Annotated in this window: 21 protein-coding genes; 13 read left to right on the top strand and 8 right to left on the bottom strand. The window is 70.6% G+C overall.

The genetic code is table 11. The features are described from left to right. Position 1 precedes the first annotated feature (1 nt). The 9 genes from HNQ07_RS12795 (at position 2) to rpsI (ending at position 10,562) form a co-directional block, all read left to right on the top strand. Positions 2–2,197 (top strand): secretin N-terminal domain-containing protein, encoded by a 2,196-nt coding sequence (locus tag HNQ07_RS12795; RefSeq protein ID WP_229831982.1) that lies wholly within the window; start codon positions 2–4, stop codon positions 2,195–2,197. Positions 2,198–2,334: 137 nt separating this feature from the next. Continuing rightward, positions 2,335–3,483: a chorismate synthase gene (gene aroC / locus HNQ07_RS12790; RefSeq protein WP_184112384.1), complete on the top strand. Its 1,149-nt coding sequence runs from the start codon at positions 2,335–2,337 to the stop codon at positions 3,481–3,483. Between the two features lie 83 nt (positions 3,484–3,566). Continuing rightward, a complete protein-coding gene (locus HNQ07_RS12785) occupies positions 3,567–4,226 on the top strand; it encodes a shikimate kinase (RefSeq protein ID WP_373298045.1) in 660 nt (219 codons plus the stop codon). Further along, positions 4,213–5,259, top strand: a complete 1,047-nt coding sequence (gene aroB / locus HNQ07_RS12780; RefSeq protein ID WP_184112377.1) for a 3-dehydroquinate synthase — start codon at positions 4,213–4,215, stop codon at positions 5,257–5,259. The genes HNQ07_RS12785 and aroB overlap by 14 nt, the downstream gene beginning before the upstream one ends. Positions 5,260–5,301: 42 nt before the next feature. Then, positions 5,302–5,730, top strand: coding sequence for a type II 3-dehydroquinate dehydratase (aroQ, locus tag HNQ07_RS12775; protein WP_184112375.1), 429 nt, complete (start codon positions 5,302–5,304; stop codon positions 5,728–5,730). 286 nt (positions 5,731–6,016) lie between these two features. Beyond that, complete coding sequence (locus tag HNQ07_RS12770) at positions 6,017–9,037, top strand: acyltransferase family protein (protein ID WP_184112373.1); 3,021 nt, start codon at positions 6,017–6,019, stop codon at positions 9,035–9,037. A 114-nt stretch (positions 9,038–9,151) separates the two neighbouring features. Continuing rightward, positions 9,152–9,574: a hypothetical protein gene (locus tag HNQ07_RS12765; protein WP_184112371.1), complete on the top strand. Its 423-nt coding sequence runs from the start codon at positions 9,152–9,154 to the stop codon at positions 9,572–9,574. A 158-nt stretch (positions 9,575–9,732) separates the two neighbouring features. Continuing rightward, positions 9,733–10,158 (top strand): 50S ribosomal protein L13, encoded by a 426-nt coding sequence (gene rplM / locus HNQ07_RS12760; RefSeq protein WP_184112369.1) that lies wholly within the window; start codon positions 9,733–9,735, stop codon positions 10,156–10,158. A gap of 2 nt (positions 10,159–10,160) precedes the next feature. Beyond that, positions 10,161–10,562 carry a 30S ribosomal protein S9 gene (rpsI, locus tag HNQ07_RS12755; RefSeq protein ID WP_184112367.1) on the top strand — a complete coding sequence of 134 codons (402 nt, stop codon included), beginning with the start codon at positions 10,161–10,163 and terminating at the stop codon, positions 10,560–10,562. 68 nt (positions 10,563–10,630) lie between these two features. Here the strand turns inward: rpsI and HNQ07_RS12750 are convergent, their stop codons facing one another. From HNQ07_RS12750 to HNQ07_RS12740, 3 genes are read right to left on the bottom strand one after another with little or no spacing between them, the layout of a single operon-like run. After that, positions 10,631–11,122 carry an NfeD family protein gene (locus HNQ07_RS12750; RefSeq protein WP_184112365.1) on the bottom strand — a complete coding sequence of 164 codons (492 nt, stop codon included), beginning with the start codon at positions 11,120–11,122 and terminating at the stop codon, positions 10,631–10,633. 4 nt (positions 11,123–11,126) lie between these two features. Further along, complete coding sequence (locus HNQ07_RS12745; protein ID WP_184112363.1) at positions 11,127–12,047, bottom strand: SPFH domain-containing protein; 921 nt, start codon at positions 12,045–12,047, stop codon at positions 11,127–11,129. A 31-nt stretch (positions 12,048–12,078) separates the two neighbouring features. After that, entirely contained in the window at positions 12,079–12,639 is a 561-nt protein-coding gene (locus tag HNQ07_RS12740) for a histidine phosphatase family protein (protein ID WP_184112361.1), read from the bottom strand. A gap of 42 nt (positions 12,640–12,681) precedes the next feature. Between HNQ07_RS12740 and HNQ07_RS12735 the strand changes: the two genes are divergently transcribed. Both HNQ07_RS12735 and HNQ07_RS12730 read left to right on the top strand, forming a co-directional pair. After that, complete coding sequence (locus HNQ07_RS12735) at positions 12,682–14,091, top strand: ATP-binding cassette domain-containing protein (RefSeq protein WP_184112359.1); 1,410 nt, start codon at positions 12,682–12,684, stop codon at positions 14,089–14,091. 50 nt (positions 14,092–14,141) lie between these two features. Next, entirely contained in the window at positions 14,142–14,750 is a 609-nt protein-coding gene (locus HNQ07_RS12730; RefSeq protein ID WP_184112351.1) for a DcrB/PsbP domain-containing protein, read from the top strand. A gap of 67 nt (positions 14,751–14,817) precedes the next feature. Here HNQ07_RS12730 and HNQ07_RS12725 read toward each other — a convergent pair whose 3' ends face one another. From HNQ07_RS12725 to rplS, 4 genes are all read right to left on the bottom strand, one after another. Further along, a complete protein-coding gene (locus HNQ07_RS12725) occupies positions 14,818–15,690 on the bottom strand; it encodes an SDR family oxidoreductase (RefSeq protein ID WP_221275010.1) in 873 nt (290 codons plus the stop codon). Positions 15,691–15,763: 73 nt separating this feature from the next. Beyond that, positions 15,764–16,177: an Rrf2 family transcriptional regulator gene (locus HNQ07_RS12720; protein ID WP_184112349.1), complete on the bottom strand. Its 414-nt coding sequence runs from the start codon at positions 16,175–16,177 to the stop codon at positions 15,764–15,766. 70 nt (positions 16,178–16,247) lie between these two features. After that, the gene (locus HNQ07_RS12715; RefSeq protein ID WP_229831984.1) at positions 16,248–17,057 is read right to left on the bottom strand and encodes an HAD family hydrolase; all 810 of its coding nucleotides are present in this window, start codon (positions 17,055–17,057) and stop codon (positions 16,248–16,250) included. Positions 17,058–17,192: 135 nt separating this feature from the next. Next, positions 17,193–17,654 carry a 50S ribosomal protein L19 gene (gene rplS / locus HNQ07_RS12710; protein WP_184112345.1) on the bottom strand — a complete coding sequence of 154 codons (462 nt, stop codon included), beginning with the start codon at positions 17,652–17,654 and terminating at the stop codon, positions 17,193–17,195. Positions 17,655–17,860: 206 nt separating this feature from the next. On the opposite strand from rplS, the gene HNQ07_RS12705 reads away from it, so the two are divergent. Beyond that, positions 17,861–18,649 carry a hypothetical protein gene (locus HNQ07_RS12705; protein WP_229831986.1) on the top strand — a complete coding sequence of 263 codons (789 nt, stop codon included), beginning with the start codon at positions 17,861–17,863 and terminating at the stop codon, positions 18,647–18,649. A gap of 31 nt (positions 18,650–18,680) precedes the next feature. Here HNQ07_RS12705 and HNQ07_RS12700 read toward each other — a convergent pair whose 3' ends face one another. Beyond that, positions 18,681–19,208 carry a GNAT family N-acetyltransferase gene (locus tag HNQ07_RS12700; protein ID WP_184112343.1) on the bottom strand — a complete coding sequence of 176 codons (528 nt, stop codon included), beginning with the start codon at positions 19,206–19,208 and terminating at the stop codon, positions 18,681–18,683. A gap of 192 nt (positions 19,209–19,400) precedes the next feature. Here HNQ07_RS12700 and lipB point away from each other — a divergent pair, with 192 nt between their 5' ends. Next, entirely contained in the window at positions 19,401–20,123 is a 723-nt protein-coding gene (gene lipB, locus HNQ07_RS12695) for a lipoyl(octanoyl) transferase LipB (RefSeq protein WP_184112341.1), read from the top strand. Positions 20,124–20,128: the final 5 nt, after the last annotated feature.

Raw genomic sequence — 20,128 nt, 5'->3', positions numbered from 1 at the left:
CATGACTAGACGCTACGCATCCCTCCTGCTGACCGCCGCGCTCGGCATGGCCGCCGCGCAGACCGCCCCGACGCCGGTGACCAGCGTCTCCGACTCGGCCCTGTCCGGTGCGGGCGTGACCTTCCAGATCAGCCGGGCCGGCAACGACCTGACGTCCATGCTGATCGCGCTGGCCAAGAGCGTCGGGTACGAGTTGATCATCGAGCCCAGCGCCGACGACGTGCTGCGCGCGGCCGGTTCGGGCACCACTGGCGGCGCGGCGGCGGCGAGCACGGTCACCTACGCCTTCACGAACAAGCCCTTCAACCAGGTGTGGCCGCTGGTGCTCGACCTGTACGGCCTGAGCTACGAGTCGCTGTCGCTGGGCGGCAAGACCGTGCTGCGCGTCGGCGTCAAGCCCATCCAGAAGATCGTGAAACTGCCGTCCGGCCTGGTGGCCAGCGCCGTCGAGCGTCAGCTGAAGCTGTCCTTCGGCACGCCGCAGACGGCGCAGACCAGCCAGACCGCGCCGGCCGCACAAGGGGCCGCGACCACGGCAGCCGGCACCACCACGACGACGACCCAGACCGACGTCGTCCTCGACTCGAAGACGCTGCGGATCGTGGCGGAACCGTCCTCGAACTCCATCATCATCCGCGGCACCAACCAGGAAGTCGCGCAGGTGCAGGCGCTGCTCGACCAGATCATCGCCACGCAGCCGGCTGGGACGCAGGCGGCCGCGCCCATCCCCTCGGTGCAGCGCATCTACAGCGTGAACTCCAGCGCGGCCGACATCACGGCGCTGCTGGGCGCGCAGTTCCCCACCCTGCGGGTCACGGCGGTGGGCACCAGCGGCCAGATCGTGATCACGGGTGCCCAGGATCAGGTGGACGCCGCCCTGGCGCTGCTCGGGCAGGTGGACAGGGCGCCGACCCCCACCGCCACGGCCACCACGGCACAGCAGGTGTACACCGTCAAGGGCCAGCAGGCCGACGCTGTGGCCCTGCTGGGCGCGCAGTTCCCAGCGCTGAAGGTCACGCCGGTCGGGCAGACCGGGCAGCTCGTGATCAACGGGCCGCAGGACCAGCTGACGGCGGCGCTGGCGCTGCTCGGCCAGGTGGACCGGCCCGCCAGCGCCGCGCCCACCACGGTGCAGCGCGTGTTCACCCTGGTCAACGCCAGCGCCGAGGAGGTCAAGGCGACCCTGGAGGGCACCCTGGCGCGCGCGCTGAGTGACGCGGGCACCACGACCTCGCCCAACGTCCCGGTGACGGGCACCGATGCCAGCGGGAACCCGATCACGGTCAGTGTGCCGGCGTCGCAGACGGCGGCGGGCGCGGCGGCCCAGGCGCAGGCACAGCAGCAGACGGCCAGCGCGGCCACGGCCCCCGCGACGGGCGCGACGATCATCGCGGACGTGCGGACGAACACGCTGATCGTGCGCGGCACGGCCGAGCAGGTCACGCAGATCGCGGAACTCATCCCGAACCTCGACAAGGTCGTGCCGCAGATCAATGTGCAGGTGCGTATCCAGGAGATCACGGACACGGCGCTGCGCTCGCTGGGTGTGGACTGGAAGCTGGGCTTCGGCGGCTTCAACATCGGCGTGGGCCAGTCGGGCCTGACGGCGACCTTCGACCCCACGCGCAGTCTGGTGGGCTTCAACCTGGGGCCGTCCCTGACCGCGCTGGAGAACCAGGGCATGACCAAGCGCGTGTACGACGGCTCGGTGACCATGCAGAGCGGCCAGCGCTCGCTGACCTCCGCCAGCGGTGCGGACAATGCGTCCAGCAACGCGGCAGCGTCCATCAAGAGCGGCGGCCGGGTGGAACTGAACATCCCCTCGACCAGCGGCAACATCGTGCGGCAGATCGACTACGGCGTGAACCTGGACTTCTTCAGCCCGCAGGTCGCCCCGGACGGGACGATCACGCTGCGGGTGCGCGGGCAGATCAACCAGCCGTCGTCGCCGCTGCCGACCACCGGGGTCCCGAACATCCTGTCGTTCACGAACTCCGAGGCGCAGAGCACCATCACCTTCAAGAGCGGGCAGACGGTGCTGATGAGCGGCCTGATGAGCACCAACGAGACCAGCAGCAAGGTAGGCGTGCCGATCCTGAGCAGCATTCCGCTGATCGGAGCGGCCTTCGGCAAGCAGGACACCAACCGCACCCAGACGCAGCTGCTGGTGGTCATCACCGGCACCGTCGTCCAGTAAGGCTTCCCGCCCGGCGCGCTCCCTTCGGTGGGGGCGCGTCTCTTTGTGGCGGCGCGGGGCCGTGAGGCTGTCGCGTGACCGTCAGACCGTTAGACCTTTGGACGGAAGGGCCGCCTCCCAGCGCTACGATTCCGGACATGAGGTATCTGACCGCCGGAGAGTCGCACGGGCCGCAGTTGACGGCCATCATCGAGGGGCTGCCGTCGCAGTTGCCGCTGGGCACGGGCGACATCGACCCCTGGTTGAGAAAGCGGCAGGGCGGGTACGGTCGCGGGCGGCGCATGGTGATCGAGACGGACGAGGCGCAGCTCCTGAGCGGCGTGCGCGCGGGCCGCACCACGGGCGCGCCGGTCACGCTGGTGATCGCCAACAAGGACCACCGCAACTGGGTGGAGATCATGTCGCCCGAACCGGGGGGCGAGCCGCGCAAGAAGGCCCTGACGGACGCCCGCCCCGGTCACGCGGACCTCACGGGCGGCATCAAGTACCGCCACAAGGACCTGCGTGACGTGCTGGAGCGCGCCAGCGCCCGCGAGACGGCGGCGCGCGTGGCGGTGGGCAGCGTGGCCCTGAAGCTGCTGTCGGAACTGGGGGTGCAGGGCGCGAACTACGTGTCCAGCCTGGCGGGCATCGAGACGACCCAGGCCTTCTCGTGGGACGCGCTGGACGCCATCGAGGACAGCGACCTGCGGACCCCGGACGCCGACGCGGCGGCGCAGATGCGCGAGCGGATCGACCGGGCGAAGAAGGACGGTGACACGCTGGGCGGCATCCTGGAGATCCGGTTCCGGGGCCTGCCGGTGGGGCTGGGGTCGTTCGTGCACTACGACCGCAAACTCGACGGCCGGATCGCGCAGGCGTGCCTGAGCGTGCAGGCCATGAAGGGCGTGGAGATCGGGCGGGCCTTCGACAACGCGCTCAGGCCGGGCAGCGGCGTGCACGACGCCGTGTATTACAGAGGCGGCACCTACGCGCGCGACACGAACGGTGCGGGCGGCCTGGAGGCCGGCATGACCAACGGCGAGGAGCTGATCGTGCGCGTCGCCATGAAACCCATCGCCACGCTGATGACGCCGCTGCCGACCGTGAACGTGGTCACGCACGAGGCGTCCGACGCGGCCCGCGAGCGCAGCGACACGACGGCGGTGCCGGCGGCGGGCGTGGTGCTGCAGTGCGCCATCGGCTGGGTGCTGGCCGAGGCGATGCTGGAGAAGTTCGGCGGTGACAGCGTGCCCGAGCTCCAGGAGCGGGTGCAGGCGGCGCGCGCCTACGCGCGGGCGTACTGACCGTGACGACCGCGCCGGCGAGCGGCACGCCCGGACCGGCGCTGCCCGTGCCCGAGCGGATCGAGGCGGGGCTGCGCGCCCACCTGCAGGAGACGTCGGGAAGCGAGGTTACCGTCCCGGCGCAGGAGTCCCTTAGACTGTCCCCCATGGTGGCCGCCGGCCTGATCGATCGTCCCGTGAGCTGGGTGGCGCTGGCGGGCTTCATGGGCACCGGAAAGAGCCGCGTGGGCTGGGAACTGTCGCGGGCGCTCGCGCTGCACTTCGTGGACACCGACAAGCTGATCACGCGGGTGGTCGGCAAGAGCATCCCGGAGGTCTTCGCGCAGGAAGGCGAGGGCTACTTCCGCGCGTGCGAGCAGGAGGTCGTGGGCCGCGTGAGTCGTCTCGACCACGCCGTGATCAGCCTGGGGGGCGGGACCTTCATCCACGAGGAGAACCGCCGCGTGCTGCTGTCGCGCGGGCCGGTGGTCGTGCTGTGGGCCACGCCGGAGACCGTATACGCCCGCACCAAGCACAGCGACCGGCCGCTGCTGCGCGCTGACGATCCCATGACCCGCATCCGGCACCTGATGGACGAGCGCGAGCCGGTGTACCGCCAGGGCACCATCCACGTGCACAGCGATGGCCGGCCCAGCGAGGAGATCGTGGAGGAAGTGATCGAGCGGCTGTGGAACTGGGCGGACGCGCAGCACGCGTGGGCCGAGCCCGGAGCGCCCCTCGCGGTCGACCGTGCCACGGATTGAGGTCGGCGGGCCGACGCCGTACCCGGTCACGGTCGGGAGTGGCGTGCTGGACACCCTGAGCGTCCCGGAACGGCACGTCGCCCTGATCCAGCCGGAGGATCTGCCCCGCGCGTTCGTGGAGAGGGCCCAGGCCGCGCTCCAGCCCACCCTGACGGTCAGCGTGCCCGCGCGGGACGCGTGCAAGACGCTGGACGTGTACGCCGGCGTGCTGTCCCGGCTGGCGGCGGCCGCTCTGCCGCGCGACGCCGCAGTGGTCGGCCTGGGCGGCGGCGCGGCCACCGATCTGGCGGGCTTCGTGGCCGCGAGCTACCTGCGCGGCGTGGCGTTCTACACCGTGCCGACCACGCTGCTGGGCATGGTGGACGCGGCGGTGGGCGGCAAGACCGGCGTGAACCTGCCCGAGGGCAAGAACCTGGTGGGCGCGTTCTGGCCGCCGAGGGCCGTGTGGTGCGACACGGATACCCTCTCGACGCTGCCGGGCGCGGTGTTCCGCGAGGGCGCGGCCGAGGCCTTCAAACACGGCCTGATCAGCGATCCCAGCCTGCTGCCGCGCGTGCTGGCGCCCGAGTTCCGGCCCGGCGGCGCCCTGCTGGAGGACACGGTCGCGGACGCCATCGCGGTCAAGGCGGGCGTGGTCACGCGCGACCTGACCGAGCGCGGCGAGCGGGCCTTCCTGAACTTCGGGCACACGCTGGCGCACGCACTGGAGGGGGTCACGCACCAGGCCATCCCGCACGGCGAGGCGGTCGCGTACGGCATGCACTACGCGGCCCGCGTGAGCCGCGCCCAGGGCGGCGCCGACCTGACGCCCGACACCCTGGCCTTCCTGCGCTGGCAGCGGCCCTCTTCCCTGCCCGCGCTGACCTACGACGACGTGGCGCCCTACATGGCGCGCGACAAGAAGGCGGACGCGGACGGCGTGCGCTTCGTGCTGCTGCGTGACCTCGCCCGGCCGTACCTGACGCGCGTGCCCGAGGCGGTGCTGCGCGCCGAGTTCGGCGGCTGGCAGGACGACGTGGCCCGGCTGGACTGAAGAGCCGCGCCCGGACGTGCCGGAACCCGCTACGCTACCTGCATGCTGCTCGTCCTGAACGGCCCGAACCTGAACCGCCTCGGTCTGCGTGAACCCGGCGTGTACGGGTCGCAGACCCTCGAAGACCTGGAACGCCAGTGCGAGGCGTGGGGCGCAGAACTGGGCGAGTCGGTGACGTGCCGCCAGAGCAACTACGAGGGCCAGTTACTGGAGTGGGTGCACGAGGCGCAGGAGCAGGGCTTCACTGGCATCGTGATCAATCCCGGCGCGCTGACGCACTACAGCTACGCGCTGCGCGACGCGATTGCCGGGCAGCCGCTGCCAGTGGTCGAGGTGCACATCAGCAACGTGGACGCCCGCGAGGCGTTCCGGCACACCAGCGTCACAGCGGCGGTGTGCCGGGGCAAGATCAGCGGCCTGGGCTTCTTCGGCTACCGACTGGCGATGGAATACCTGACCGAGAGCGCGTGACCTGACCGGGCGAGGGCACAAGGGTAGGGGTGACGTCCTTCCCGGCTGCTCCATCCAGCCGAGCAATAGATGGTTCCTTCCTGCGACGTGACTCCAGGGAGATGGAGTCCGGAGACATGGCGCCAGCCATCGTCCTCAGCAGTGTCCGGGGGGACGGATCAGGCTGCCCGCCGAAGAGGTCGCCCGTCATCGTGTGAAGGCGCGCACAGACCACAACTGTGCGCCGGGCGTGTAGGATAGGGCCAATACACATCTTGAAAGCGCTTTCAGACCCGCAGGAGCCCGCATGATCCGCCCGTCCACCGCGTCCGTTCCGTCTGCCCTTCGCCCGTCCCGGCGAGGCCCGAGCCGCAGCCGCACCCCGGCGCTGCTGCTGTCGCCGTTCTTCGTGATCCTGCTCGCCTTCGGCGTGTTCCCGCTGCTGTTCTCGTTCGTGATCTCGTTCTACGACTGGAACCCGCTCGCCAGCCTGGGCCGGGCACGCTTCGACGGCGTGTGGACCTACCAGAACATCTTCACGGACCCTGCGTACTGGCCCGCGCTGCTGCGGACGCTGGGCACCGCCCTGAAGAGTGCGGTCATGCAGCACGCGGCGGCGCTGCCGCTGGCCTTCGCGCTGCACCTGACCTTCCGGCGGCTCCAGGGCGTGCTGGGCACCGTGCTGTTCCTGCCGTACGTGACCTCGCCGCTGGCAACCGGGCCGGTGCTGGCACTGCTGTTCACCGTGCTGTGGCGGCCGCTGGGCGACCTGTACAGCGCGCTGTACGCCGGCATTCAGGCCGTGCCCGCCCTGCACACGCTGTCGGCCGCGCTGCCGTACTCGCTGGACGCCGCCGGTGCGGAGCGCGCCTTCAACCTCGCGTGGAACGGCGTGGGCTGGAACGTGCTGCTGTACCTGATGGCCCTGAACGCCATTCCCCGGCAGCTGTACGAAGCGGCCCAGGTGGACGGCGCGCCGCTGGGCACGCAGTTCCGGCGGATCACGCTGCCGCTGCTGCGGCCCATGCTGTTCGTCGCCTTCACCCTCAGTTTCCTGGCGGCCACGCAGGCCAGCACGTGGAATCCCAGCGCGCCGATCAGCTACGCCACCATGACCATTCCCGAGTACGTGATCCGCACCAGTTTCTGGGACTTCGACGGCGGGCTGGCTGCCGGGCAGACATGGGTGTACTTCGCCGGGATCGCGGTGGTCGTGGGCATCCTGTACGCGCTGATCGGGCGTCACTTCACGGAACTCGACACCGCCGGGGACGCCTCGGGCACCGACGCGCCCACCCGCCTTGCGCCCGCCCCGGCCGCCGCGCTGAAATTGCTGGTCGGCCTCGCGCTGCTCTCGGCCGTCTTGCCGGCCGCCGCGCTGCTGCTGAACGCCACGCATCCCTTCCCGGACTTCCTGCTGAACGTGGGCGACGGCCTGCGCAGCAACTACACCGACCTACTGACACAACTGCCGGACTACTGGCGCACCGTATGGAACTCGGTGTACGTGTCCACCCTGGGGGCCACCGGAGCAACCCTCACCTCGCTGCTCGCCGGGTACGCCTTCGCGCACCTGGACTTCCCGGCCCGGCGACCGCTGTACGCCGTCGTGCTGGGCGTGATGCTCTTTCCCACCCTGACGAACCTGATCCCCACCGTCCTGACCATGGGCCTGCTGAACTGGGTCGAGCAGCCGCGCGCGCTGTGGGTGCCGGCGCTGGCGAGCGCCATCGGCATCTTCCTGACACGGCAGTACCTCCAGGCCGCCGTGCCGCGCAGCGTGCTGGAAGCTGCGCGGATCGACGGCGCGCGCACGCCGCAGATCCTCACGCGGGTGGTCGTGCCGGTCGCGTGGCCGGTGATGGTCACGGTCTTCCTGCTGACGTTCATCACGCAGTGGCAGGCCAGCCTGAACGCACTGGCGATCCTGCACGACCCCGCCCACCGGCTGGTGTCACAGGCGCTGAGCCTGGTGAGCGGCGGAGCGCTGTCGGTCGGCGCGGCGGTCGCCACGCTGCCCACGCTGCTGCTGTTCGCGCTTGCCGCCACGCAGCTCGCGCGCGGCCTGAACATCACGGGCGGCCCCGCCGCCTCGCCCCCGCCGCCGGCCACGCCGGACGCCCCGCTGCCCGGCGCGGACGCGGTGCGCGCCGTCGCGTGCCTGATGGTGATCTTCCACCACCTGTCGCAGCGGCTGAACGGCAACGTGCAGCCCCCGGCCCTCAAGGAACTCCAGTCCTTCGTGATGAGCGGGGCGGTCGGCGTGAGCGCGTTCTTCGTGCTGTCGGGCCTGCTGCTGTCGCTGCCGTTCTGGCGCCGGTACTTCGCGGGCCGCGCGCATCCGCCGCTGCGCGAGTACGCCCGCCGCCGCTTCCTGCGGATCGCGCCGGGATTCTGGGCCAGCCTGGGCGTGAGCCTGCTGCTGACCCTCGCCCTGGTGCCGGACGCCGTGCACCCGTATCTGCGCGCCGTGAGCGCCGCCACCTTCACGTCCTCGCTGCACTGGCTGACGTTCTTCCCCGCCGACCTGAACGGCCCGCTGTGGAGCATCGGCTTCGAGGTCGTGTGCTACGCCCTGCTGCCACTGGGCATGCTCGGCCTGTTCGCGGTGAAGCGGCGGCACCCGGCACTCGCCTTCGCGTGGTGGTTGGGCGTGCTGGCCGTCACCCTCCTCGCCCACCAGTGGATCCTCACTCACATGATCCCGGACGCCGACGGGCGCGGGTGGCAGTACGGCATCACCGGCGGCAGCAAATACTGGATGCCCAACTACAACCCCGTCGGGCTGTACGGTCATTACCTGCTGGGCGTGCTGGCCGCCGGCGTGATCGCGTGGCGCACCCGCACGGCGCGGGTCGCCGCCGGCTGGAACGACGTCCTGGCCGCGCTGCTGGTCGCCGGGATCGTCGGCCTGCTGTACGCCACGCGACACGCCCCGGAGTTCAGCTTCAGCGTGGGCCGTCAGCCGTACTTCTACCCCACCTTCCCGCTGCTGGTCGCCGCGTTGCTCGCCACGCTGCCCTTCACCCGCGCGCTGGGCGCGTGGCTCGACCGGCCGCTGCGTACCACCGCCCGCCTGAGCTTCGGGCTGTACATCTGGCACTACCTGATCCTGGAACTGATCCGGCTGCTGCACAACCCCGCGTTCGCGTACTTCGGCATGGACAGCGTGGGCGCGTGGGCGCTGACCAGCACGGCCGGCCTTGCCCTGGCGTACTGGGCCGCGGGCCTGAGCTACCGCCACATCGAAGAGCCGTTTTTGCGGAGAATGCACAGGGGTAGGGGCACCGCACCAACATTGGCACCAGCAAATCAATCTACAAACTAATCTAAGAATATGCCTACCGGCCGAGCAAACAAACTGACAGGGCAGATTGGGGAGTTTCTCGTGTGTGCCGAGCTTGGGCGGCGAAGTCTCATAGCTACGCCGTTCTCTGGCAACGTGCCCGCCTTTGACGTCTTGGCCGCCGATGAGGACGGTCGAACACTACCCATCCAGGTCAAAGCTTCCAATAGCAATCAATGGCGCTCAAGCGCAGAATTGTGGCTCAGGCTCTCTATTGCAAAAGGCAGGCAGAAGAGTGGAGGATTGACGGAGATCACCCACCCTCAACTGATTTACGTATTCGTCGCCCTAAAACCCGATAGCAATTCAAAAGATCGATTTTTTATACTCGATAAAACCATGCTACAGAAGTTATTGGCCGAATCCTATACCGCATATATGGAAGAGCGCAGCTGGATCAGAACTAGAAATCCAAAGTCATTCGACTGCCGGCTTTGGATCAGTGAGATTGAAAAATACGAGGACAACTGGAAACTGGTGGAGAGTCGTCTCAAGGGGCTTCCCGATTCTCCTATCTGACGCTTGCCCCCGCACCCCCCGATCTGATACCTTGGCGTTTAGTGTCTCGTGCTTGGTAGGGCCGAGACGACCGGGAGGCCCCCGGACACGCACGTTGCTTTCCCCCTGACAGCGCGGGGCGTGTCGCAGCCAAATCCCCTTTTTCATGGAGTACAGCGGTGAAAACCTACATCCCCAAGAATGACGAGCAGAACTGGGTCGTGGTGGACGCGAAGGACGTGCCCCTGGGCCGCCTGGCGACCCTGATCGCGAGCCGCATCCGTGGCAAGCACCGTCCGGACTTCACCCCGAACATCATCCAGGGTGACTTCGTGGTGGTCGTGAACGCCCAGCAGGTCGCTCTGACCGGCAACAAGCTGGATGGCAAGGTGTACACCCGCTACACCGGCTACCAGGGTGGCCTGAAGACCGAAACCGCCCGCGAGGCGCTGAAGAAGCACCCCGAGCGCGTGATCGAACACGCCGTGTTCGGCATGCTGCCCAAGGGCCGTCAGGGCCGCGCGATGCACAGCCGCCTGAAGGTCTACGCCGGCGAACAGCACCCGCACTCCGCCCAGCAGCCCAAGACGCTCGAGGTCAAATAATCATGGCGATCCAGCAACCTGAACAGTTCTACGGCACCGGCCGCCGCAAGACCGCCGTCGCCCGCGTGTTCCTCCGCCCTGGCGAAGGCAAGATCGTGGTGAACGGCAAGGAATTCCAGACCTACTTCCGTGGTCTGCTCCGCGCCGTGCACGCCCTCCAGGCCTTCCGCGAGACCGGCACCGCCGGCCGCTACGACGCCGTGATCACCGTGGCCGGTGGCGGCCCCGCCGGTCAGGCCGACGCGATCAAGCTGGGCATCGCCCGCGCGCTGCTGAAGGTCAACCCGGACTTCCGCGCCCAGATGAAGCCCCGCGGTCTGCTGCGCCGCGATCCCCGTGAAGTCGAGCGCAAGAAGTACGGCCTGAAGAAGGCCCGCCGCGCTCCGCAGTTCAGCAAGCGCTGACCCGACGCGGTCAACCGGAAGAACGCCCCCTCCCGTGTGGAGGGGGCGTCTTCATGGCGTGCGTGGGCTCAGCCGCCGGTGCGGCCGCGTTCTTCCAGCCACGAGCCGCTGATCTCGCGGACGATCAGGGTGGTGCCGTCGGCGGCGACGATCAGGACGTCCGCGCCGACGGGCGTGTCGGGGCCGGTGGCGCGCCAGTCGCTGTCGCCCACGCGGACGCGGCCGGTGCCGTTCGTGATGGCGGCCGTGACCTTCACGGTGCGGCCGACCAGCCGGCCCGCGCCGCGGTTCACCTCGTCGCCCTCCGTGCCGCCCAGCGCGAGGCGGCCCACGTACCGCCGCCCGATCAGAACGCTGGCGACGCTGAACGCCGCGAACAGCAGGAGCTGCACCGTCACCGGGATCGGCAGCACGAACACCACCAGGCCCAGCGCGAACGCAGCGAGGGCCAGCCACACGAAGAACACGCCGGGCGCGAACACCTCCAGGATCAGCAGCGCGGCGCCCAGCACCCACCAGTGCCACGGCTGCACGCGCTCCAGGGTGGGCCACCAGTCCATGGGCCTAGTCCTTCCGCCCGCCGAAGGCTTCCTGGGCGAGCTGCGCGATGCCCTGGAGACTGCCGAGCACGGCGGTCGCCTCGACCGGCAGGATCAGGGTCTTCTGGTTGGGCGCGGTGGCGACGTCCCGCAGGGCGTCCACGTAGCGCTGCGCGATGAAATAGTTGATGGCCTGCACGTTCCCGGCGGCGATCGCCTCGCTGACCATGCGGGTCGCGGCGGCCTCGGCCTGGGCGGCGCGCTCGCGGGCCTCGGCCTGCAGGAAGGCGGCCTGGCGCTGGCCCTCGGCGTTCAGGATCTCGGCCTGCTTCTCGCCCTCGGCCTTCAGGATGGCGGCCTGGCGGAAGCCCTCGGCGTCGAGGATGTTGGCGCGCTTCTCGCGTTCGGCCTTCATCTGGCGGGCCATGCTGGCGACCAGGTCGGCCGGCGGCTTGATGTCCTTGACCTCGATACGGGTGGCCTTGACCCCCCACGGCTCGGTGGCCTCGTCCACGACCGTCAGCAGCCGGGCGTTGATCTGGTCGCGGTTGCTGAGCAGTTCGTCCAGATCCATGCTGCCCATCACGGTGCGGATGTTCGTCATGGTGAGGTTCAGGATGGCCTGCTCGAGGTTTCGCACCTCGTAGGTGGCCTTGGCGGCGTCGAGCACCTGGTAGAACACCACGCCGTCCACCGTGACCAGCGCGTTGTCCTTGGTGATGACCTCCTGGCTGGGGACGTCCAGCACCTGTTCCATCATATTGACCCTGCGCCCGATGCGGTCGACGTAGGGAATGATGATGTTCAGGCCGGGGGTGAGGGCACGCTGGAATTTCCCGAAGCGTTCCTGCGTCCACTGGTAACCCTGCGGAACGCTCTTGACGCCGGCCAGCAGCGTGACGATCACGAGCAGCACCAGAAAGACCACGAGGATCGTAAAGCCCATGTTGTTGCCTCCTGCTGCCCTTACGCGCTGTTCAGGTCGTTGGTTCCCGCACGCGCAGGCCCGGCACGTCGACCGTGACGGCGTCCAGCAGTCCCAGCGACCGCCACAGCGGCCACGGATCGAGGCGATTGGCGTGCGCAAGCAGCAGCGAGATGACCGTGCCGTGCGAGACGATGGCGACGGTGCCGTGCGGGTTGGCCCTCAGCACGGCCTGGACGGCGTTCCCGAAACGGGTGCAGGCGTCTGCGGCGCTCTCCTCGCCGTAGACGACGTCGTGCGGGTGGTCGAAGAACTGGCGGAGGTCGGCCTCGAAATTGGCCGGATCGGTGTGGAAGGGCGCGGTGTAGCGCAGCTGCTCGTGCAGGCCGAGCATGGCGCGCCACGGCACCCCCAGCCGCGCGGCCAGGCCGTCAGCGGTGGCCCGCGCCTTGGGTTCCTCGCTGGACACGATCACGTCCGGGCGGGGCGTCAGCCGGGCGACCAGCGCGTCCAGGCCGTCCAGCGCCCCCTCGGCCAGGACCCAGTCGTGGGCGGGCACGCCGGGGATGATCCGGGGCCGGCCGTGCTTGATCAGGTGCAGGGTACGGGGCATCCGCCCAGGAGAGCACGCGGGCGGACGCACTACACTCGGCCGGTGCTGCCGCTGGTGACATTGGATGGCGTGACCGTGATCGCCGGGGGCCGGACGCTGCTCTCGGGCGTGACGCTGGACGTGCGGCCGGGCGAGGCGCTGCGGCTGGCCGGGCCAAACGGCGGGGGCAAGACCACGCTGTTGCGGCTGCTGTCGGGCGAGGCCGCGCCGGTTGCGGGCACGCGCGTGTACGGCCTGGGGGGTGTGGAGCGCCGCAGCGCCGTGCACGCCCGCCGCATCCTGAACGTGGTGGGGCCGGACGCCGAGGCCTTCGCGCTCACACGGGACTGGGCGCAGAGTGTGCGCGACGCGCTGCTGGCCGGCTTCGAGGGTGACCAGCTCAACCTGTGGGGTGGCAGCGCGGCGGCCGAGGCGCGGCTGGGCGAGGTCGTGGCGCTGACCGGCACAGCGGCCCTGCTGGAGCGCGACCTGCGCACGCTCAGCCACGGGCAGCGGCGACGGGTCGGGCTGGCCCGCGCGCTGATGCCCGCGCCGGACGTGCTGCTGCTCGACGAGTTCACGGACGGCCTGAGCCCGCAGGCGCGCGCCGAGCTGGGACAGGTGCTGCGGGATGTCCACGCCTCGGGCGTCGCCGTGGTGCTCGCCACCCACCGCCCGGACGAGGCCCCGGCCCTGCCGTGGCGCACGGTGCGGATCGAGGCCGGGCAGATCGTGGACGGAGCCGTGGGCGCGGCCGAGGTGGGTGTGCCGGAGCCCCTGCCCATCCCGCCGGGTCACAGCGACCTGATCCGCATGTGCGGCGTGGTGGTCTACCGCAACGGGCACCGCGCGCTGGGGCCGCTGGACTGGCGCTGGAGCGCCGGACAGCACTGGCTGGTCACGGGCGGCAACGGCAGCGGCAAGAGCACCCTGGCCCGCGTGATCGCCGGAGAGTTCTGGCCCGCGCGCGGCGGCACGGTGGAGCGGCCCTTCCTGGCACGGGACGTGCTGACCGAACGCCGCCGCACCACCGGCCTGGTCAGCGCGGAGCTGTCGATCCGGCAGCGGCGCGGGTGGACGGGACAGGACGTGATCGACAGCGCGTGGAGCGGCACGGAAGGCTTCGCGCCTGCCCTGACGGCCGAGCACGCTGTGGCCGTGCAGGACATCGCCGGGGCGCTGGAGGTCACGGAACTGCTGGCCCGCAGCGCACAGACGCTGTCGCAGGGCCAGCTGCGGCGGCTGCTGCTGGCCCGCGCGGTCGTGCACCGCCCGCGCGTGCTGATCCTGGACGAGGGTCTGGACTTCCTGGACGCCGCGTCCCGGGCCCGCTTCCTGGCGCTGCTGCCCGGCCTGGCGCGCGGCGGCACGCACGTCATGGTGATCGCGCACCGCGACGCTGACGCCCCGGCGGGCCTGACGCACCACCTGCGGCTGCGGGACGGGCACGTGGAGTCTCAGGGCGCGCTGTGACGCCGGCGCCCAGTCAGGTTCGGCTCACCTTCACGCCCTACGCTTGGGGCGTGAGACGTTCCGCCCTGACCGCCCTGCTGCTCCTTCCAGCCCTGTCGTTCCCGGCGTGGGCCCAGACGACGACACAGCCGACCACCGCCCCCAAGACCGCGGCGCCCGCCACGGTCACCCCGGCCCCCGCGACCGACGGCAAGACCATCGAGGCCGTGACCGCCACCAGCCCGCGCGGGTTCAGCATCCGCATGCCGGGCGGGCAGGGCTGGACGCCGCTGAAGAACGTGCCGAACACCGATGTGGCCTTCCTGAACCAGACCGTGAACGGCCTGCGGCCCACCGTCACCGTGATCACCCAGGACGTCGATCCCAAGATCAAGGCGACGCTGGCGGACTTCCGCGACCTGTTCTCGCGGCAGCTCGGCAAGGACGTTCCGAGCTACAAGCTGCTGGGCGAGAAGACCACGCGCGTGAGCGGCATGCCGGCGATCCTGTGGACCTACTCCGGCGATGGGGACGGCGGCCCGGTGCGCTGGACGCAGGTGATCACCCTCAAGAGCAACCGGCTGTTCACCGTGACCCTGATGACGCCCACCGGCACGCCCGCCGACGTGATCGACACCGGACGCGAGATCCTGGACTCCTTTGCGCTGACGCTGAAGTAGGGCCCCGCGGCACACGCGACGAACCCGGCCGGAGGACGACCCCCCGGCCGGGTTTGTCGCCGTGCGTTCAGCGGGGCAGGGAGGCCGCGACCGCGTCCGGCAGGGGCGTGGTGGGGCGGCCGATCAGGCGGCGCAGGTCGCCGCTGGCCGTGCTCAGTTCACCGCGCGCGATGCCGGCGTCGCTGTCGGCGAACATGGCGGCCGCGCCGGCCGGCAGACCCAGGCCGGTCAGGGTCGCCGTGTACTCCGGCACCGACTGGTTCACGTAGGCGTAGGGCTGGCCGGTCTGGCGGCTGATCTCGTCCGCGAGCTGGGCCAGCGTGACCGGCGTGTCGCCGCCGAGTTCATAGGTGGCGTTGTCGTGGCCGCCCTCAGTCAGGACGGTCGCGGCGGCCTCGGCGTAGTCGCGGCGGGGCGCGGGCGTGAGCTGGCCGCTGCCGCCCGCGCCGACCAGCACGCCGTGCGGGAGGGTCTGCGCGAGGTTCCCGGTGTAGTTCTCGACATACCAGCCGTTGCGCAGCAGGGTGTACGGCACGCCGGACTCGCGCAGGGCGGCCTCGGTGGCCTGATGGTCCGCGGCGAGGAGCATGGCGGTGGTGTCGGCATTCAGGATGCTGGTGTATGCGATCAGCTTCACGCCCGCGTCCTTCGCGGCGCCGATGACGTTGCGGTGCTGCTCCACGCGGTTCTGCATATCGGTGCCGGAGATCAGCAGCACGCGCTCGACCCCGGCCAGCGCGGCGCTCAGGGATTCCGGCTGGGCATAGTCGGCCTGGCGGACCTGCACGCCCTGGGCCGCGAACTCGCTCGCCCTGGCCGGGTCGCGCACGAGGGCGACGATATTGCCGGCCGGGACGCCCTTGTCGAGCAGGGCCTGGACGACGTGGCGGCCGAGGTGGCCGGTGGCTCCGGTGACGGCGATGATGGGGAATTGCGACATGGTGGACTCCTGGGGTGACGAGAGGGCGGACGCCTGGGTGTAACCTTCTTTCTTACATGTCGGTCAAAAAAAATCAGCCCGCCCGTGCGGCCAGATCCGACATCACGTCGGCCAGCGTGGTCCGCGCGAGTTCCCGCTCCAGGGCCGCCTGTGCCCGGCCGAAACGCTCCTCCAGAGTGACCTGGATGTTCGCGCCGACCGGGCACTGTGGGTGCGGGTGCTCATGCAGGCGGAACACCGAGTCCTGACCGTTCACCGCGCGGTACACGTCGAGCAGGGTGATCTGCGCGGGTGGCCGGGTCAGCGCCGCACCCGCCACGCCGCGCTGCGTGCGCAGCAGACCGGCGCGGCGCAGCAGGCCGGTCACGTTGCGGATCACGACCGGATTGGTGCCCACGCTCGCGGCGATGTCCGCCGAACTCGACGCCTCTGGGTAGGCACTGATGAGGGACAGGACGTGGACGGCCACGGCGTACTGGCTGTTCATGCTCCTGCTCCCCGGACCGACATGTCAGTAATCTACTTACATGTTGCGGGGCTGTCAAGGCCCGGCGCCGTCACGCGCCGGTGAGCTGATCGGCCCACGCGTGCAGGAACGCGCCCAGGTCCGCCTGCTCCGGTACCTGCGCGTGCGCGTGGCGGGCCAGCAGGGGCAGTGTGCCCACCTGCACGCCGAAGCCGGCCACCTCCAGCATGGCCTCGTCGTTGTCGCTGTCCCCGAAGGCCACGGTGTGGGCGGGCGGCACGTCCAGCGCCTCCGCGATCAGCGCGAGCGCCGCGCCCTTGTGCGCGCCCTCGGGCGTGACGGTCAGGAAGTGTGGGTAGGGGTCCTGCGCGCCGGTCAGCACCAGGTGCGGGTGCGAGCCGCGCAGCCGGCTGGCGAAACCCGCCACCTGCGGATGGAAGTACCCGACCTTCAGGACCGCGTCGCGCGGCGCCTCCGCCAGCGGCCGGTAGCCGCGCAGCACCATCCACGGCTCCGGCTCGGCGCCGGCCGGCACGTCCACGTACAGCGTATCCGCGGCGAACAGCACCACCCGCGCGCCCTCCAGTTCGTGCGCCAGCACGGCCTCCAGGTCCTCCGGCGTGAAGGCCGCATCGGCGTGCACGGTGCCGTCCACCTCGATGCGGCCGCCGTTGTTGGTGGCGACCGCGTCGGGCTGCATGACCTCCGTCACCCGCGCCGGCGCCGCGTCCCGCCCGGTGATGATCGCCAGCTTCACGCCCAGCGCGCGCAGACGGTCCAGGGCGCTCACCACGTCGTCGGCCACGCTGTCGCCCCGGTCCGGGATCAGCGTGCCGTCCAGGTCGAAGGCCAGCAGCAGGGGCAGGGCCGTGGGCAGGGAGGGGCGGCGTTCAGGACTCACCGCCGGAGCGTAGAGCATGTGACCGCCGGGCGCCCGCTCCTTGTCCGGGCGGCGCGAACGAGATCTGGCCGAGCAGCACTGAAATGACCGGCGCCGCCCCCACGGTGGGGAGCGGCGCCGGCGAAGCGTCGTGCCTTACTCGGCCTGGGCGTCGGCGGCCGGCTCGGCCGGGGCCGCCTTGGCGTCGGCGCGGGTGGCCTTGGCGTTCGCGGCGTCCTTCATCACGCGGCTGCGGTCGCTCTTGATCCGGGCGGCCTTGCCGCGCAGGTCGCGCAGGTAGTACAGCTTGGCGCGGCGCACCTTGCCGCGTTCCAGCACCGTGACCTTCGCCAGCAGGGGGCTGGAGAAGGGGAACACGCGCTCCACGCCTTCACCGAAGGAGATCTTGCGCACGGTGAAGCTCTTGCGGCTGCCCGAGCCGTTCATGGCGATGACCACGCCCTCGAAGGCCTGGTTGCGGGTGCGGTTGCCTTCCACGACCTTCGTTTCCACGCGCACGGTGTCGCCGGGGCGGAACTCGGGGTGATCCTGCTTGATGTGCGGCTGCTCGACGGCGCGCAGGATGGCGCCACGGTTCACGGTCACGGTCTTCTGCATAACTTGCTCCTCTGGGCAGCGGACCGCCCCACGGTCCCGCGCGGCGGGCAGAGGCGTTCGTACTCCGGTGCTCGGGCCGGCCGCGCGCTGGCGACAGACCAAACCGAAGCAGTATACGCGACCCGGGGCCACGTGGACAAGCCGCCGCGAGACAAGAGCAGCGCAGATCACACTTCGCGGCCCGGCAGCGCGGCAGCATCGGTTCCGTGACTTCCCCGCACAGTCCGGACGAGTATCTGGCCGGCGCCGATCACGCGGCGGCCCAGCAGCGCCGCCGCCTGGCCGAGGTACACGCGCGTGAGCACGTCGGCGCCGCCGGCTGGGCGCAGTCCAGCACCCTCGAGAGCATCATCCGCGCCGGTCAGGAAGGCCTGATGGCGACCGAGGCGCTGCGCCGGGTGGTCGACCTGACGGGCGAGCAGCTGCGCGGCCTGCCGCTGGGCACGGCTCCCGACGAGCGCGCCGGGCAGGCCGCCACGCTCCGCGGCGTGATGGACCGCGGTCAGGGTCAGCTGGACGCGGCGCGGCACCTCGACGATCTGGTGTGCCGCGCGCTGGAAGAGGTGAGCGCCACGCCGCTCACGCAGATCAGCGTGTCCCGCCTCCAGGCGGTGCAGACACACCTCCAGACCCAGGTCGAGGCGCTGCACACGATCATCGCGTCGGCGCATGCCCAGGCCGCCACGGTGGAACAGGTACAGCAGCTCGACCGGGTGATCGCCGAGCACCAGCAGCGGGTGCGCGACCTGCGGCTGGAAAGTGCCGGCTCGGAGGCCGGGGCGCTGGCCACCGCCGGCGAGAGCATCGTGCAGCGCCTCGGGGAACTCGACGAGGCGGCGCCCGCGCAGCTCGGCGCCCTGAACCGCATCGGCCACGCCGTGGCTGACCAGGTGAGCGAGTCGGGCGGCACGCCGGAGCAGAAGGCCGAGACGCTCGAACACCTCGCCCAGAACATGCAGGACCGCGCCGACGACCTGCGCCGCGATCCGGAGTGATCCGGGCCTCCGGCGCGCCGCACCACCGCCCTCAGGCCAGCTCGATCCAGTAGCGGCGGATCACGCGCTCGTAGTCCGGCACGGTGAATTCTCCCTCCAGCACGCCGCAACCCTTCTCGATCACGCGGCGCGACCCGGCGTTGTCCACGTCGCAGGTGACCAGCACGCGCGTCAGGCCCAGTTCGCGGGCGCGCTCCAGCGCCAGCCGCAGGGCCAGCGTGGCGTACCCCCTGCGGCGCTGGCCGGGCCGGATCTCGTAACCGATGTGCCCGCCGAACTCGCGCAGGCGGGCATTGAGCGTGTGCCGGATGCTCACGCGGCCCAGATAGGTGTCGCCCTCGACCAGCCACAGGGACTCGGAGTTCACGAAGCCCTCGGGCGGAACGGCGGGCGGCTCGAAGCGGCGCAGGTGAGCCAGGAACGCCGGGAAGTCGCGTTCCAGTTCCGGGATGTCGAAGGTCAGGGTGTCGCCCAGGCCGCTGCCGGTCTGCTGGGCCTCGCGCACGGCGTCCAGAAAGCTGGCCCGGTGGCGTTCGGAGGGGGGAACGAGGGTGGGCATGGCGCAGTGTGGCGGAGCGCCCGGCCGCGTGCCCATCCGCCGGATGGCCGACGTGTCCGGCCTGCGCGGACGACACGGGCCCCGTGCCCACCGCTGGGAATGCCAGCACCCACCATCCGGAGTGGTCAATCCGCGGCGAAACTCGGCCGCTGACACGGTAAGGGGCCGCAGCCCCGGTTTACAATCCACAGCATGTCCGGCCCCTCCTCCTTCGTGCTGCGCGACCTGGGCACCGTGCCCTACCGCGACGCCTGGGCGCTGCAACGCGAGCTGCACGCCCAGGTGCTGGACGGCTCCGCGCCGCCCACGCTGCTGCTCGTCGAGCACCCGCCGGTGCTTACGCTGGGCCGCAAGGCGCGCGAGGGCACGAACATCGTCGTCACGCGCGGGTATCTCGCTGCCCAGGACATCGAGGTGCTGGAGGTCGAGCGCGGCGGGGACGTCACGTACCACGGCCCCGGCCAGCTCGTCGCGTACGCCATCTTCCCGGTCGGCCGCCGCGTGGTGGACTTCCTGCGGCTGCTGGAGGACGCGACGATCATGGCCCTGCACACGCTGGGGCTGGACGACGCCCGCCCGAACCCCGGTTACGCGGGCGTGTACGTGGCGCCGCGCGACGTGAACGGGCAGTGGCTTGACCAGAAGATCGCGTCGTTCGGCGTGGCGGTCAAGCGGCACGTGGCCCTGCACGGCCTGGCGCTGAACGTCACCACCAACCTCGACCACTTCGACCTGATCGTGCCGTGCGGCCTGACGAACACGCAGATGACCTCCGTGCAGCGCGAGTACGACCGGCGCGGCGTGACCCGCACCGCCAGCATGGCCGACGCGAGGCGCGCCCTGGCCGACGCGTTCACCACCACCTTCGAGACCTACGACTGGACGCTGCCGCAGCTCGCGGCGGTGGGGAGCTGACACCA

This window comes from Deinococcus metalli, assembly GCF_014201805.1.
Lineage (GTDB): Bacteria > Deinococcota > Deinococci > Deinococcales > Deinococcaceae > Deinococcus > Deinococcus metalli.
The sequence above is the reverse complement of the archived record's forward strand: the minus strand, read 5'-3'. Positions and strand labels throughout refer to the sequence as shown.